At 32.2% G+C, this 16,495-nt stretch carries 14 protein-coding genes; 5 read left to right on the forward strand and 9 right to left on the reverse strand.

Annotated features, from left to right (window positions below; translation table 11 throughout):
* Positions 1-127: 127 nt before the first annotated feature.
* Positions 128-1,162, reverse strand: a complete 1,035-nt coding sequence (locus FACI_RS00285) for an SLAC1 family transporter (RefSeq protein WP_009886077.1) — start codon at positions 1,160-1,162, stop codon at positions 128-130.
* 89 nt (positions 1,163-1,251) lie between these two features.
* Between FACI_RS00285 and FACI_RS00290 the strand changes: the two genes are divergently transcribed.
* Complete coding sequence (locus tag FACI_RS00290; protein WP_009886078.1) at positions 1,252-1,512, forward strand: TetR/AcrR family transcriptional regulator; 261 nt, start codon at positions 1,252-1,254, stop codon at positions 1,510-1,512.
* 360 nt (positions 1,513-1,872) lie between these two features.
* On the opposite strand, the gene FACI_RS09695 is transcribed toward FACI_RS00290, so the two are convergent.
* From FACI_RS09695 to FACI_RS00305, 3 genes are all read right to left on the reverse strand, one after another.
* Positions 1,873-2,523 (reverse strand): type II toxin-antitoxin system death-on-curing family toxin, encoded by a 651-nt coding sequence (locus tag FACI_RS09695; protein ID WP_009886079.1) that lies wholly within the window; start codon positions 2,521-2,523, stop codon positions 1,873-1,875.
* A gap of 578 nt (positions 2,524-3,101) precedes the next feature.
* On the reverse strand, positions 3,102-4,301 hold the full coding sequence (locus tag FACI_RS00300; RefSeq protein WP_009886081.1) for an MFS transporter: 1,200 nt from the start codon (positions 4,299-4,301) through the stop codon (positions 3,102-3,104).
* A 191-nt stretch (positions 4,302-4,492) separates the two neighbouring features.
* Positions 4,493-4,984 (reverse strand): peroxiredoxin, encoded by a 492-nt coding sequence (locus FACI_RS00305; RefSeq protein ID WP_009886082.1) that lies wholly within the window; start codon positions 4,982-4,984, stop codon positions 4,493-4,495.
* 166 nt (positions 4,985-5,150) lie between these two features.
* On the opposite strand from FACI_RS00305, the gene FACI_RS00310 reads away from it, so the two are divergent.
* Positions 5,151-6,527: an IS1634 family transposase gene (locus FACI_RS00310; protein ID WP_009886083.1), complete on the forward strand. Its 1,377-nt coding sequence runs from the start codon at positions 5,151-5,153 to the stop codon at positions 6,525-6,527.
* Positions 6,528-7,061: 534 nt separating this feature from the next.
* Here the strand turns inward: FACI_RS00310 and FACI_RS00315 are convergent.
* The 4 genes from FACI_RS00315 to FACI_RS00330 form a co-directional block, all read right to left on the reverse strand.
* Positions 7,062-8,741, reverse strand: a complete 1,680-nt coding sequence (locus FACI_RS00315; RefSeq protein WP_009886084.1) for an AMP-binding protein — start codon at positions 8,739-8,741, stop codon at positions 7,062-7,064.
* Between the two features lie 451 nt (positions 8,742-9,192).
* Positions 9,193-9,993, reverse strand: a complete 801-nt coding sequence (locus tag FACI_RS00320; protein WP_148285704.1) for a hypothetical protein — start codon at positions 9,991-9,993, stop codon at positions 9,193-9,195.
* Between the two features lie 112 nt (positions 9,994-10,105).
* Positions 10,106-10,801 carry a hypothetical protein gene (locus FACI_RS00325; RefSeq protein WP_009886086.1) on the reverse strand — a complete coding sequence of 232 codons (696 nt, stop codon included), beginning with the start codon at positions 10,799-10,801 and terminating at the stop codon, positions 10,106-10,108.
* A gap of 23 nt (positions 10,802-10,824) precedes the next feature.
* The gene (locus FACI_RS00330; RefSeq protein WP_009886087.1) at positions 10,825-12,360 is read right to left on the reverse strand and encodes an RNA-guided endonuclease InsQ/TnpB family protein; all 1,536 of its coding nucleotides are present in this window, start codon (positions 12,358-12,360) and stop codon (positions 10,825-10,827) included.
* Between the two features lie 387 nt (positions 12,361-12,747).
* On the opposite strand from FACI_RS00330, the gene FACI_RS00340 reads away from it, so the two are divergent.
* Positions 12,748-13,974: an MFS transporter gene (locus FACI_RS00340; RefSeq protein ID WP_019841297.1), complete on the forward strand. Its 1,227-nt coding sequence runs from the start codon at positions 12,748-12,750 to the stop codon at positions 13,972-13,974.
* Between the two features lie 30 nt (positions 13,975-14,004).
* On the opposite strand, the gene FACI_RS09905 is transcribed toward FACI_RS00340, so the two are convergent.
* Entirely contained in the window at positions 14,005-14,523 is a 519-nt protein-coding gene (locus FACI_RS09905; protein WP_187288952.1) for a DUF996 domain-containing protein, read from the reverse strand.
* 187 nt (positions 14,524-14,710) lie between these two features.
* Between FACI_RS09905 and FACI_RS00350 the strand changes: the two genes are divergently transcribed.
* The gene (locus FACI_RS00350) at positions 14,711-15,067 is read left to right on the forward strand and encodes a hypothetical protein (RefSeq protein WP_009886091.1); all 357 of its coding nucleotides are present in this window, start codon (positions 14,711-14,713) and stop codon (positions 15,065-15,067) included.
* A 146-nt stretch (positions 15,068-15,213) separates the two neighbouring features.
* The gene (locus tag FACI_RS00355; protein WP_009886092.1) at positions 15,214-16,470 is read left to right on the forward strand and encodes an MFS transporter; all 1,257 of its coding nucleotides are present in this window, start codon (positions 15,214-15,216) and stop codon (positions 16,468-16,470) included.
* Positions 16,471-16,495 lie beyond the last annotated feature (25 nt).

The following is a 16,495-nucleotide window of genomic DNA, read 5'->3' on the forward strand; positions in this document are numbered from 1 at the left end:
ATACTCCTTCAGGGATACATACTATTGGTTTTCTGAATATTATGTATAATTATATATGTGTTTTCTATATTTTATTATCTCCTTTATTCTCACAAATTATTAAAATTTAAAAAATATTTAAAAATATTTATGCTTTTACTGAGTGCTTTATTCTGTCGACAAATACATATGTATTAATTAAAGCGTACACCCATAATATCATTAAAACTATCCAGATGAAAATAAATACATCACCTAAGAATGGAATTTTTAAAGCGCTTTCAAGTTTTATTGTGGATGTTGCAAACAAACCTAAAGGAAATCCATATGCCCATACTGACAAATATCCGAATGTTGTTTTCCTGAATATCAATATGAAAACCACAATGAAATTCCAGACTTCAAATCCATATAATAATATTGAAATAAATTCTACAGTTCCGAAATTTAAGGTAATATCTCCTATTACTTTGCCAAATGACATTATTGATAACAGATTAATTATTATTAAGCTTGAAACACCTACAGGAAGCATCGCAGTAGGCAATGTGGAATCTGATTTATTCGAAACATGGCCCGATAATGCAATCGAGCCTATAAAGATGTACAGGAAAAAGAATATACCCAGGCCCATTAACACCAGGAAATAAATGGTTTCTGCTATATCTCCGTGGTAATATCCCATTAAGGGTGTTGCCAGGAAAATACTTGTACCGATAGATAGTGGAGGTATTATTATAGCATAATTTATCTCATTTTTGTCTATTTCCTTTGTATATAATCTATAACCAAGCAATATTCCTAGAACCAGTGCAAGGAAATAGCTGAAAAAGTAATTATATAAAGATACTTCTGCTAAAAGTTTTGACATTCCTATTAAATCTATTAATATATGATCCATTATGAATAATATAATGGGAATTAAGGCTATGAAACTTAATCTCGTTAAGTTATTCCAGTGTAAATATTTTTTATCATGTATTGTAAGCCCCCTTATAGCCCAGAGAATAAATATTACGATAAACATTATAATTCCAAGCCCAAAGAACACCTCTCCTGTATATTTTAAGTCAATATTCACTAAATACTTTGATACTAAAAAGAAAACCTGGGAAACTGCAAGTGTTGCTATTACCATACCGAACCATTCTGAACCGAAAATGTAAAGAATTTTGTTTTTCATCTTACTCTATTGACTGTATAGTCAGTAATTATATAAGTATTTTGACTAACTGGTCAAATATTATTTATATAAATAAAGAATAACTGGGTATGAAAGAATTAAAGAAAGATTTAATTCTAGAATCAGCAATTAAAAATTTTGCAATTAACGGCTATGAAGCATCTATGGATGAAATAGCATATGATGCAAAAGTTAGCAAGGGTTTACTTTTTTTCTATTATAAAAGCAAAGAAAATTTAATAATTGACGCTGCTATAAAATCTGTTCCATTAGATGTGCTTAATTACATAGAAACAAAGAATACAGTGATATCCATTCGATATTATATGACCTGGGTACAAGATTTTTAGATTCGTATAAGAATCAGGACCTCAGAAATCTTTTTCTTTATACAATAAGCAATAAGAATAAGTATCCTGAAATAAAGGAAAAACTTAAGGAGCTATGTTTTACAAACTTCGATGAAATTTTCAGTAAAATCAAAAATATATCTAATCTTGATTTTTCATTAGCTAAGAAAAGGTCTTTTTTCGGTTCACTTCTATGCTATCTTATATGGTGGGATGACAATGACCAGAATATAGAAAATTATGTAGAAGACCTTGTAAACGGATTTCTGAATAAATAAATATTTTAGTTGTATATTTATTACACAACTATCCTCTATATTATACGTATAGTATAATGGATATAAACCTATGACCACGCTTTTATTTTCGGCCCACTTTTAATATTAGTTCTATCAAAGAATCGACCTGCTTAAAGAATACTTTTTCCATTTCCAATTCTTGCATTATACCTTCTAAACCACTATAGGACGGTGTATAATAAGGATATATATCCGTAGCATACCAGTAATCAAAAGTTTTGTCAATCATAGAAGGCCTATTCTTATTTTTTGCCACGCCTATAATTGTTTTAATTAAAGATAGCTGTCTATCTATGATAATATCTATATCATCGTTAGAATTTGCAGTATGAAACATAATCCATCTTTTTATATTTTTTAAAATATGTGAATCACTAATATTATTTGAATGAATTTTGGCGATTTCTACACTAAACCTGATATCACTTGGAAATGTTAAATAAACAATGTTATTATCGACTAAATACTCTGAGAGAGATGCCAATGCAGTTCTTTTATTACCATCAATAAATGGATGGCACCGGATGATTCTCATAAACAAGACTGCTGCTTTGTCATATATAGTAGGATAAATATCGCTATTGTTAAAATTATCATTCATGCGGTAAACAATACTTTTTATTGCGTTAATATTAAGATAATTAGAATCTATAGAATAATTCTTAGCAATCTTCTCATGTATCTCTATAATATTTTTGTATGTAAATTTCATTTAAAAAATTATAATTTTGAAAGTCTATCCATAACTGACTTATACATCGGGTTTTCATTCAGCATTAAATCCATGTATTTATCCACCATTTCCTTTGTTATTTTAGTTTCCATATTTTTCACTATAAACTCTTATAACTTTTATATTTAAATATATTTCTATAAAAATGTAGATACAAGAATAATACTTCCAGTAATGTCGCTCTATATCTTTGTCTCTTGAGTCCCATTAATAGATCTATATCTATATTTTTAATAGCTGGTATGTTAATATCAGTATTTGCTATATTTTGTAACTTCCTTACTCAAAAGAGATATTTTCCTATGCTGTTTGATCATTAGATTCGTTGACGAAGAGAGTTTATATTTACACATAATTATGTACATAACCAGGTCAATCAATTATCTATATGCAGATTAAAGGTCACCGAATTATCGCTTTTATTATATTATTTTTCATCGCTTTATTTTATTGCTTAATATTAATAGTCCAACATTTTAATAAATTTACTTCCTGGTATTATAAAAGTCTTAAAATGTGTTAATATTATAATAAAAAAGCAGGTAACAGAGTTTGATTCACCTTTCCCCAACTTTAGTCGTTTCCTGTGCTCCAGTTGTCCTAACTTTAAGAAATGGTGCCAGTATCATCGCTACAACTTCTATAGCCAGTACCACTGAAACACCGACTGTTATTGTAGCAAGGCTTCCAAATTCCGGTCCAAGGAATACTGGTATGAAAGCCACTCCTAAATTCGTAAACACACTGTACATGGATGTTGCGAATCCTGCCTGTGCTGGATCTGAGACATATCTAGTAGTCAGCGTCATAGCCATCGACCAGTAAGCGTTTCCGAAGATACCGAAGAAGAAATAGCCGGCCCCAATTAATATTATAATTGTGGAATAGGACAGGCTCACTGTCATCACAGCGGTAAATATGAACATCAGTACACCGGTAGTAATTAATCCTGTACGTATTCTATTGTACTTCTCGAATACTGGAGGCAGTATTAATGCACCAAGGGCAGAACCCAGGAAGGCAAGGCCACCCAGAAGGCCGCCGTAAGCGAGTGCCTGGGCAGTAGCCATATGGTGCAACAGCAGGACTGTAGAACCCAGTGACCCGAACATTACAGACATAGCTGATATTGCAAGGCCTATATACCAGTTTTTAACCATTCCTATCCTGAAAGCTCCTCTCAGTGACCTGCCCTTATAAGATGTTGGATAGCCACGTATTCCAGGTACGAGCCATATAACGGCTATTATAGCGAGGATAACTGGAATCCACATAGCGCCCCTGAGTCCCAGTGCAGTAAAAATGCCTGGCCCAAAGAAAGACCCGAATGCCATCCCGAGGAAAAGCATGCCTACACTGATACCTATTACCGTGTGTGACCTGTCATGGAAAAGTGAATCTGCAACACTTCCTACAGGAGCCATAGCCAGCGGGTAAGCTGCTGCTGCTATTATCCCGGTTACCAGGAAAGATAAGTAATCCGGTGACAATGCTCTCCCGATCAAGCCTATTATGGACAATCCTGCAGCTGTGTAAAGTGAACTTTTAACTGTGAATTTAGCCGACAACCATCCGGCAAGCAACCCCAGTATAACCATAGTATAACCGTAGGTTGAAACTAAAAGGAGTATAGAACTTAAACCTACGCTAAATGAACTGCTAAGTTCCGGTACCAGTGGTGCAAGTATAAACCACCCAAATCCTATTGTAAATAACAGGAACCAGTATGATAAAAGTTTAAACCATTTTTCATCCATGTAAGGGAATAATTACTCTATATAAATGTTTAAGTGTATCATCCGTTCCTCTGAATGTACGAAAATATATTAATTTGTAATCATATTTTACCCTGGTATCAGCGGTTTTGTATATTCGGTTAAAATTATATGAAATAGACATTATATTCGGATTCAAATTTAACCTGCAGGACAAATAAAAATCAATACATTCATTCCTGTGCAGAAGCCTCTGGACTATTTTTCTCCTGAGTGGAACTTATTTCCTTGAGTGTCTTAATTGCAAAATCTATGTGGCTTTTCGGATCCATCTGGGAGTTATGTACGCCCCTGATAATGCCTTGCTTATCAATAATATATGTTATCCTTGCCGGGATTAAGAACCCTTTAGCATCATATGCTTCCCTTATGCTTTTATTCTTATCGCTTAACAGTGTAAACTGCAGTTTATAGTGGTCTTTAAAAGATTTTTGCTTCTCTTCGCTATCTGAACTCACACCAAGCACAATTGCTCCCAATGGCTTAATTGCATCCCAGTTGTCCCTGAAACATTTTGCCTCGGCAGTACATCCTGGGGTCTCAGCTTTTGGATAAAAATACAATACAACAGGTGATTTCCCTCTGAAATCTGCAAGAGAAACTGTTTTCCCCAGCTCATCGTTTGCTTTGAAATCCGGTGCCTTATCCCCAATTTTAAGTGCCATGTTATATCATGTGTAAGTATAATTTAAGCCTTAACTATTAGTTTTTTACGTTATAGATCATCTTTATTCTTTCTATCAATGTAATAGTGAGTTAGTGTTTTACGGGGTTTATTACCACATTAGATTAGAGAAATATTTATATACATATTACGTATATATACGTTATATGAATAATATGCCAGACTGGGTACTGGAACATAAGGGCAAAGGGATAGAAATAAGGAGATTCGGTGACAGGTATTATGCATATGAATCGTCAAGCAGGTATGACAAGGATCTCAAAAGAGCAAGGAAAGTTACAGGCAAATACCTTGGTGTTGTAACACCTGCAGGGATAATAAAGAAGAGCGATGTTTCGGGCATAAGGGGAGACTATGAATATGGAAATATTGCATTACTGTATGGAATAGCAGGGAAGACAGTACTCCCGGTACTGAAGCAGGTATTTCCATACATGTACGACAGGATAATAATATATGTTATCCTCAGGGATATACAGCCACTTCCAATGAAATCTTTAAGGTATTTATATGAGAAAACATACCTTTCAAGAATGTATAGGGAATCCATGTCTCCCGGGTCTATTTCCGGAATGCTGTCATCACTGCCACAGGAAGGCATGGTAAATGCAATGGGGAAGCTCACGGAGAAGGGAGAATATGTTTTAATGGATTCAACAGCCATATTCTCCAGATCGGATAATATATCATTCCTGGAACCCGGCCATAATTCTAAGGAGATACACCTGCCACAGATCAATGTTATGATGTTATTCTCATCAACAAGGACTCTACCCACATTTATAAGGGTACTTCCAGGGTCAATAAGGGATGTGTCAGCTATGGCAAATACAATAGACATGGCAGGTATTGAGAAATGCGTTATAGTTGCTGACAAGGGTTTCTTCTCCGCAGACAATATTAAAAAGCTAAAGAAGAGGCACCTGAGCTACATAATACCATTGAGGAGGAATTCTTCCCTTGTACCTGATACTGATGATTTCCTTGGTGTATTCATGTACAATGGGAAACCAGTAAAGTACTGGAAGCCTGAGAATGGTGTTTACATGTTTGAGGACCCTGTTCTAAAATCAGAGGAAGAGAGGGACTATCTCATAAGGATTCATGACAATATAAGGCCTAAATCATCATACTATGACCATTCTGGTGACTTTGGAAAGCTTTACCTCCTTTCCGATATCAATGATGAACCAGAAAGGATATACAGATTGTACAAAGATCGTGAATACGTTGAATACGCTTTTAATGTGTACAAGAACGATCTTGAGGCAGATAGATCATATATAAGGGACGACCACATGCTTTCAGCATACATGTTCCTTAATTTACTATCACTGTACCTGCATTTCCAGGTACTTAACATGATAGATGGAAAATACAGTGTAAAGGATGTTCTCCTGATACTTTCAAGGATAAAAATATACAATACAGGGAAAACTGAGATGGTAAGTGAAATACCTAAGAAGGCAAAGGAGCTTATATCAAAATTAGGGATAGACCTGGACATATTACGTAAAAAATGAAGAGTTAAGGTTTAAGCTTATGCTTCATTAAAAATTGGACGAAAGTTGATTGTATTGTATACCATTTTGATAGTGATACAAGTAAATTATAAATAGAAATCTACATTCGTTTTCAATATTCATATTAAGGATTCGAGATCAATGAAGTGTGATTAAAGATAAAAATTATAATTGAGGTAAAAAAAGCAGGAACAATATCTGTTAAATAATTTTTAAAGATTTCGCTGTTCTTGTACTGCAAGATTAAATAACAGATAAGTGGCACAAAAAATATTGTTGTTGTTAGCGAAAGCCGAATATTTTCAATAAGTTCAAATTATTCTCTAAGCAGATAAAAACAAAATTCCCCGAGTTGTTTTTTACTTCGGAATACTTATTTTTATTCCATATTGTATATGGAAGAAGCTCTGTATATGACTATTACTATAGAAATTCAAAAATCTATTTCCTATATCATACAACATATTGTCAGCTTTATCGCAATTTTCATTTTTAACATTATATTTTGATATCTACAGTTTTTTAAATGATAAATTATAGTTTATTCTTTAACCTGTCTCTAATATATTCTGCCATATGGTATGCGTCTGTTGTTACCGCCTCATTTTTTAATTTATATTTTTCAATCCTTCCGGTAGGAGTTTTTGGAAGGGAGTCAAGAAAGCGAATATAATTGGGGATCCAGTAAGGTGGCATATTATTCAAGCAATATTCAATTATATTTTCTGGTTTTAACTCACTATTGTTTCTCGATAGTGCTACCATAACCTCATCTTCTCCAAGGTTTGATGGAACGGGATAAACAGCAACTTCTAACACTCCATCCATTTTTAGAATAGTTTGTTCAACTTCGAATGACGATATATTCTCACCCCTCCTGCGTATCGAATCCTTAGATCGGTCAACAAAATAGATATATCCGTTATTATCATATTTTCCAAGATCGCCTGTATGAAACCATAATCCGGTAAATGCCTGTAGTGATTCCTTTTGCATTTTATAATATTCCAGAAAAGTAACCCATGGTAACTTCGGCCGGATCACTATTTCACCGATTGCACCTGTTACTACAGGAAACCCAGATTCATCTATTATAGCGACTTCGTATGGCGGTGTTGCTTTACCACAACTACCCGGAGGATTGATACCGTTAACGACCTCACTATATGGGGAAGTTACAGGAATTCCTGCCTCTGTGCCTCCATATCCACCGGTAATTTTTATTCCAAACCTATTCTCTGCAGTAGTCCAGACCTCCCTTGATGAATAAGCAATAGCGATAATGGTTCCGTGTTGCTTCTCCTCAGCAGACGGATTTTGTTTAATCAACATTTCAAAGATGGGGCCTACAGCATGGAAATGAGTTATTTGATAACCAACAATATCTTTCCAGAAAGTGGATGGATTAAATTTTTCAACGAGATATACGGTAGAGTTTGAAAGAATTGAGGATATGATAGCCAGGTCCAGTGCCATTATATGAAACAATGGAAGATACACATATATTCTGCTGTCAGAAGCAACACCACCTGCATCAATCATATCCAGCGCTGTAGCTATAAACTGCGAATTGCTTTCAACAACGACTTTTGACCGCCCGGTTGTACCGGAGGTTAATATCATTGCAGATGGGTCTTTGCCGGTCAGATCAGGGAGTTTAATTTTAATATTCTTTGATATATTATCATTTAAGAGATTAGAGAAATTTTCTACATTTCCTTCTATTTTGTTGGTGTCTTCATTTGAATTCCCTATAATAAAAACAGATTGGATATTGGAAAGTGACAATTGGACGTTTATAAAATTTTTAGCAAGACGGGAATCCAGAATAACTGATAGGGCATCCGTCATCTGAAAATTATATACAAGTGGCTCTTTAACAAAAGATGTGTTTACTGTAACAGGTATACAACCTGCCTTCAAAATTCCAAAATATGCCAGTATCCATTCTGGAGAATTCAGGGCAAATATAGCAATTTTGTTCCCCTTTTTAAATCCCCTTGACAATAGATTAATAGCTATATTATTTGATAGTAGGTCTATCTGTGCATATGTATATTTTCTACCATCCTGAAAAATAAGGCAGATCTTACGGTCATTTTCTTCTGCTTTTTTCCTAATCAATTCAGGAATGGATTTATAGCGTTTTAAGGCCTCTACATATATGCGTTCATTAAAAAAGCCTTTTTTAGAAGTTGGGTCTGGAGGAAACATAGAGAATTAATTGCTGTAAGTATATTAAATTTCCTTACTGTACAATTTGTTTTCTATTAAGTTGGATCTAATAATATTAACTTATTGATGTAAAGTAGGGAAGTACCTTTTTTACGTTCCCGGGAAGGAAAGCCTGTTGGCTTTGGCTGTAGGAGTATGTCAGCATCATGTAATAGAATTTTTAATGCTTGGGAAAGCGTATACACTTATACGATTTGCCCGGAAGTTAATACAGGATTTATGCTGGAAATGCCTATACACTTGACAAACAGATTACAAATGGTAACAATCCATTAAATATTCATATGTATTGAGAACTCAGGGCATAAATAAGGAAATTGTTTAAGAATTCCGGTTTTTTTGAAATGATAGATAAACACCCGGGAATAAATATATACAATATAAAATTACTGACTAAAAGTTGTAATATAAGGAATACTAGTTGTAACTATCAAGCTTTAAGTAACTTCTCCATAATCCCCCTGTTACCTGTAACAATATCCTCTTTCTTATCTATTATATTAACACGGGATAAGTTGTCAAGGTAGACATCGAACTTATAATCTTCCATTTTTGTATTGTACATATAGTTATAAAATTCATTGAGTTCGTTTTCATTTACCGTAATATTTTTTCCAAGTTTGGATACGTTATAATAGAGAGAATTTGCTATTTTTAAATATGGGCTGAGCGATCTTATCCCGATATCGTTGTATAAATAATCATATCCGTGAAGTAAGGAATAGTCGAATAGGTCCATAACAGGATTTTTTGATTTTATCTCGATTAACTTAGCCTGTTCTCCAATACTAAATTTATAAGTTTCGCCATCTACTGTTATTTTTATTATTCCTAGTTGCTCAAGAAATTTAGCATATTTTATGAGTTTATTATTGGAAGTCCGATTTTTGATATCCATAGAACCTTTGTTATATACTTTCGTTATGATTTCCTTAATAGGCATATAAAATACAGATGTGGCCGGGAGTTCCGAAAATTTATTATTGGATATTTTAAATAATAATATTTCAGATTTCTTTATTTTAACACTTTTTGCGATCTCTATACTCTTTTCAATCTTCCTGGAGTTCAACCCCGTGAATTTCATAATTCTGTCATTAATTTCGACTTTAATTTCGGCTATATGGTTATAATTATCAAACCTGAGCATTCTTTTATTATTATCAAGTATTTCGTATGGCAAACTTGCATTAATGAAAAAACTGCTATTTTCCATCTTGTTAGTATACAAAAATTGGCCGTAATAATCATGTATAAAATTATTTGCAATACTTATTTTTTCTTTAGTTCCTATTTTATATTCTCTACTAATATACATTTCTTTATTCAAATTAATCACCATATCATAAGTATTTGTCCAGGCTCGAATTCACATCAAATTCAAGTGTAACTATTTTTCTATCATCATCCAGGCCATCATATCTCAAAGTTAACAGAGTATTAATATCATTTTCATTAATGATAATTACACTCTTACCATATAAATCAGTAATGCTATTTATATTTATTACTTTTTCTTCTAAATTTCCCAAGGGCATATTTGGATCTATTATTATGTTTTTATCTTTATCTTCTGTTGTTAACAAAGATATGCAATGCTGGGAAATAGTATTTCTTGAAGGTGGCTCAGCTGTTGTATAATACTCTAACATATAATTATTGATTTTAAGGAATTTATAATATTGGGAGTATGATATGCATATAGTAAAAATATGATTCCTTGATTTCGGCAAAGGTAACTGTCTGAGGGATTCATATTCATCTAACAATTGTAAGTTTAATTTTGGCAAACTTAATTTCTGTTTTTCCGCAATAGAGTTAACTCTATTGGATAGTTTCGATAGTCTTCCAGGTTCAATTTTTGAACCCATTGAAGGAGTAAAACCAATATTTCTAGCTATATCATCAAGTGTTATAATTTCATTGTTAGTATTCTTAAGATTTGAAATAATCTCCGAATTTATCTGTAAATATAAAGAATTTGGTGCACAAAAAGTAATATTGTTTTTATGATTGTAGAATAGCTTTGATACAGTCATTTAAATATAATAGTCATTTATCATTAATATATTTTTATTTCGTGTGGATATATAATCTCTGAATAATAATCCGAAACCCAATAGACCTTTGCCCCCAATTTTGTTGGCTGGCTTCGACCGTTGTCTTGACATGCGTCGGGCGTTACAATTAATAAGTGAACTACCTCATGTAAAGCATAGAGGCTTCCTGCTTCATTGACCATGCTTAACTTCACATAGGGGCTAATACTTAACCCTTCAAAGCCAGAGGCAATAATCTCCACAGGCGTTAGTTCCCTACGCTCCATAGGTACATTTAAATTTATATTATATTTCTTAAAATAATTATTTAATTTTTTATTTTTAATTTTTAATAATTCATTTAATTTTATTATTCCATAATAAATCATATTCAATGCAGAATTATAATCCCTATCTATAATAAAACCACAATTAGTACATTTATATATCCTTTCATCTAATTTTATATTATATTTATTATGGCAATTAGAGCATTCCTTTGTAGTAGGAATAAAACGATCTATAAGTATAAGTGTTGATGCCTTATGTTTAAGTGCATCGATTATTCCACCTATACCTGTAGATTCTATTTTTTTGCCAAAGAGATGCTGCCATCCGGATATATTGTCGTTCTGTGTTACTACTATATCATAATTGAATGTTAGATAATGGGTTATTTTGTTTATAGTATCTTTTCTTTTGTTCGTTGTTTTAGTTTGCTCTCTGTTTAATTTATTTTTGTTTTTATAATAATTCTTGGATTGCTCTCTACTGAGTTTATTCTTTGAATTGGTTCCTTCTACATATCTGGCTTTTCTTGATAATGACCTTTGCAGTCTTATTTCTCTTTTGGATTTTGGTATATTATAGTTTAATATTGAGCCATTAGAGCATGTTAACTGATTCTTTATTCCTAAATCAAATGATAATATTTTTTGATTATTAACAGGTTTTTCTAAAATGTATTTATTTTTATATGCTGTTATGTTGATATAATAATTATTGTTATTATTATTGATTAACAATGCACTTGCCGGTTCATAATAGCATTCTAAGTTATCTAATCCATTTACTTTTAATAACTGCTTTATGCCCTGTATTTTAATATAATTATTATTTATTATTTTATATGTTATAGTATATTGATTCAATGGTATTGATGTTATAAATGATTTAAATTTCAATTTTCCAACTTTAGAGCCCTTTTCTTTTAATTTATGAAGACCTCTTATATTGTCCATTGCCCTGTTAATAATTTCCTCCTTCATCTGTGATGATAAATATGTTAATTCCCTTGTTTCATAATGGTCTTTAACATATACATTTACATTCTTTATTTTAGGATCTATATTAAAAATATCATTGTTGAATTCTTTGTTTATAACATAATTATATAGCCATTTAGCTTCTAAAAAGATTGTGTTTAATGTTTTAATACTTTTATTATTTAATTTATCATTGTCTATTTTTAGTTTAAGAACGATTACATTCTGTGTTTTTCTTCTTTCTCTTGTTATTCTTAACGAATTTTTAATTTTATTTCTCTTTGTTTCTATCATACTTTCTTCTATTAATTTTATTATATCAATTTAATATATAAATTATTTCCATTTATTTCTTTATTTCCAGAAATTCATCCACATCGTAAACTCAGTGGCTTTCTTTCTGGTAGAATGATTTGTAAAAATTATCAACGTTTTTATCATTTAATATTATGCCCTATATACCCCTAGTAAATTCATCTGACACATTGAATAAACTCAATTTAGAATTCGGTATTATTTTACGGAAGGAGGTTCAAATAATTCTGCAGGCCAATAGCATTTGAAGTAATATTTTCTACTTTATAAACTTTATAAATAATTAAATTTATTATATTATAAAGTATAAAATATTATGTGCTTATTGATTTCAAATATGGCAAATTCTCTCGAAGAGGTGATATAATGCAGAAGAATTTTTTCTATCTTATTTTATCAACTTTGATTGCAAACATTGCCTCCAGTATACTATATATAGGAATAACCTGGTATGTTCTGACATCTGTGAACGGTGAAATATTATACGGCTCCATTGTTTTAACCGCCACCATCACAGGTTTTGCAATATCAAATTTTATAGGGAAAATCATAGACAGGTACAATAAAAAGAAAATTTTCATTCGATTGCATCTCATTGTTTCACTGTTATTTCTCCTCATATTTTTATTATTAATTAGAAATATTGAATTCGGTATTGCAACGCTTTTCGTTTCATATATGATATTATCAGTGTATTCCATGTTTTACTGGAATATAATATTATCAATAACACAGCAAATCTTTAGTATAAAGGAATATAAGTCCATAAACAGCAAAATGGAAATTATCGGGCAAATATCCTCTGTATTTTCTATAATAGCAGGATTTATAATTTATTCAGTAAATTTTTTATTTATAATAATTGCATGTTCCATTGCCTTTGCAATAAGTGCTATGACGTTCAAAAAAATTAAGATTATTGAGGCTGAAAAAAATAATATAAGCAATTCAACTTTCAGTGGATTCACTTATCTTAAGAATAATAAATATTTATTCTTTCTCTTATTTGCATTATACACTCCATTTATAGCAATTATTATAGGGAATTTTACACAACCGGCTTTTGTCGTTAACGTATTAAATGGCACACCGGTTATAATAGGTGCAATGGAAAGTATCTACGCGATATCAGCCGTTATCACTTCATTGCTAATACCAAAAATGAATGAAAAAAATGAGTTCGTATTGATAGTTATTTCTATGATTGTATTTTCAGTTGGAACAATAGCTATGGGATTAATTAAAATTGTTATTATATTTCTGGGCCTTGAAGCAATTCAGGGATATGGAAATCCGGCAATACGCATAATAAGAAAAACAATAATGATGAAAACTATACCTAAAAAATTTATAGGCCGTGTGTATGGTTCTCTGGAGACAATTTCATATATGGCCAGGATAGCATTTCTTGCAATTTTCATATTAATAATAAAATACACAGGGTCGGGAATTTTAATTGCAATACAGGGCATTTTTGTGCTGGCTTTTGTTTTTGTTGTAATATATTCCTTCAGGAAAATGCAGATTAAAGCACAACCGGATAAAAATCCAAAAAGGTTCTATTTGTCTGGATATTATCAAAAACATAGATGAAATTCAGTGCCTGATACTTCTATATCCGGTTTAAAATATTTCTTTGTTAGTATCCTGATTAAAAGTTTGATCATTTAAAGCAGGCTTTGCTTCACCTGGAAGTTTCGCAAATGCTATTATGAGAAATATTATTCCAATGAATATCAGGATAATGCCTATAACTATGATAGTAAGAATTATACCAATAAGTAGTAGCAGTGCCGCGGTATGAAACTCATGTATTCCGGTTAATTTTCCTACACTGTCGTATGCCAGATATTGAAAAATTATAGAAACGAAGCTTGGCACCAGTACCAGAACTACTATAAGCAAGAATATAGAAATTAGTGACACATAAAAAGTAGATGTACTACTGGTACTTGATGCAGAGTTAAATATGGGTATGAGTAACAGAAATAATGATATTCCTGCTACAATTGCTAATATGATACCTGAAATCAGGCTGTATAGCATATACTTAAACGGCGTCTGATTGCTATAATAGTTAGATATAGATTTAACTGCAAGGAAAAGTAAAATTAATCCGATAATCGAGATAATAAGCCCCAATCCATGAAATATAATATCTGCGGGACCGCCGATAAATTCGAGGATTATACCTATAATTCCATATGTACGCGCCGATTCCAGTTCCTGAATTTTTTGTGTATTCGTATTTATGGTATGATAATTGTTATTATAAATTATTGTTCTAAAATTACCTATATTTTAAATAATATTAAAATGATAATGATTTATGATAGAGGACTTATATAAAAAATGGGAACATAATAAATTATCAGATAGTGATTTTCAGGATGATTTATCTGGATTTGGGGATTTTATAACAAAATTATATGATGATTTAAAAATTGATTTAATCGCTGATTTAACTCCATATAAAGCTTATTTTAACATTTTAAAAGTGAATGGCTTCGTGAATTCAATACTGAGTAAGCGGCCGGACCTGATTTCTACCTTATCTTCCTGGTTTGAGAGGGAAAAGGGCGATATAGAGAGAATAGCTAAGAAAATTGGGGTGTTATACTTTAGCATATCAATGAGCATCCCGGGAGGGATGGGCGTATCAATGACCTTCCAGCCAAATATGTGAAATCTGTAGCACTTACCTTTTCCTTATCATGCATTGTTATCAATGATTCAACCTAATATGTAGCTTTGTAACAGTGAAATAAAGCAGGATAAAAATTCTTATTAGCAGATATATTAAAATATTTCCATATATTGAACTATAAATCAATGGATAATAAAAAACTTATTGCATTCCGGTCACTTATAATTGCTGCGGGCGCAACTGTGGCAGCCTCCTTTGTCGGCGTATATGGCGTCATGATCGGAGCAACAGCAGCAGAAATGGGATGGCTGCAATCTTCATCAAATTCATTAAGCAATTTAGGGCAGATTCTCTGGGGAAGGATAAGTGATAGGGTTGGCAAAAGAAAACCATTTCTTGTGAGTGGAAGTGTTATACTTGCTGTGCTATGGTTTTTGCTTCCTTACTCCAGAACTCCGGTTAATTTAATAGTCCTGTATTCCCTGATATCAATATTTTCTGCAATGATAACGGTTAACTGGTATTCATTTATAGCGGATAATATTATATCAGAACGTGGCCGATTTTTAACACTCATAAATGATATAGCATCTGCCGGTACAATTGTGTCCTTGATAGCAATGGTTTTTATCCTGGCTAAATACCCGGATGATGTTGTAATACCTTTCAGTACCGCTGCAGCCTCATATGTTATCTCTGCAGTTACTGTGTTCAAATTCAAGGAATCCAAAAGCAAGAGTGTTATGACCCGCAATTTATACAAAACCTTGAAAAATTTAAAAAATAACAATGCGTTTTATAAATACTTCAGGGCTACAAATATTCAATCATTTTTCTGGTCAATGGCATGGCCCATGTTCCCAATAACGATAGTTTCAATAATGCATTTTTCACTGGAAATTGTTGCTGTATTAACGATATCATCAACATTAACCATGTTACTAACACAGTATATTATCGGGAAATTTATAGATAAGGTTAATCGTGTGCCAATTATATTTTTGAACAGGATAATGCTGAGCGGGATACCATTAATGTATGCATTTTTTAATATTCTGCCATTATTTATATTGCTGGAAATTTATAGCGGCTTTATCGGCTCAATTCAGAATACGGTTACAACGTCATATACTCTGGATATTGTGCCACAGAATAACAAGGCTGAATATATATCAATATTAAACGGGTTCAATGGCATGGTTTATTTCTTCGGAGCACTAACTGGCGGTTATCTTTTAACTTTATTCCTGTCTATAGAACCTTTAAAGATTGCACTCCTACTATCATATTTAATAGTCTTTGCAGGAAGATTTCTGTCTTCTTTCCTTTTCAGGGGATTGATTGAAGAAAATTCAGGTGGCAGAAATAATAGCGTATTATCAATACTATTTAAGCCAAAGGGAGCAGGTTCTCCATCAGGTGCAGTAATACATCCGAGATGATTAGAAATAAATGTTTATTGCGGGT

Source organism: Ferroplasma acidarmanus Fer1, from assembly GCF_000152265.2.
Lineage (GTDB): Archaea > Thermoplasmatota > Thermoplasmata > Thermoplasmatales > Thermoplasmataceae > Ferroplasma > Ferroplasma acidiphilum.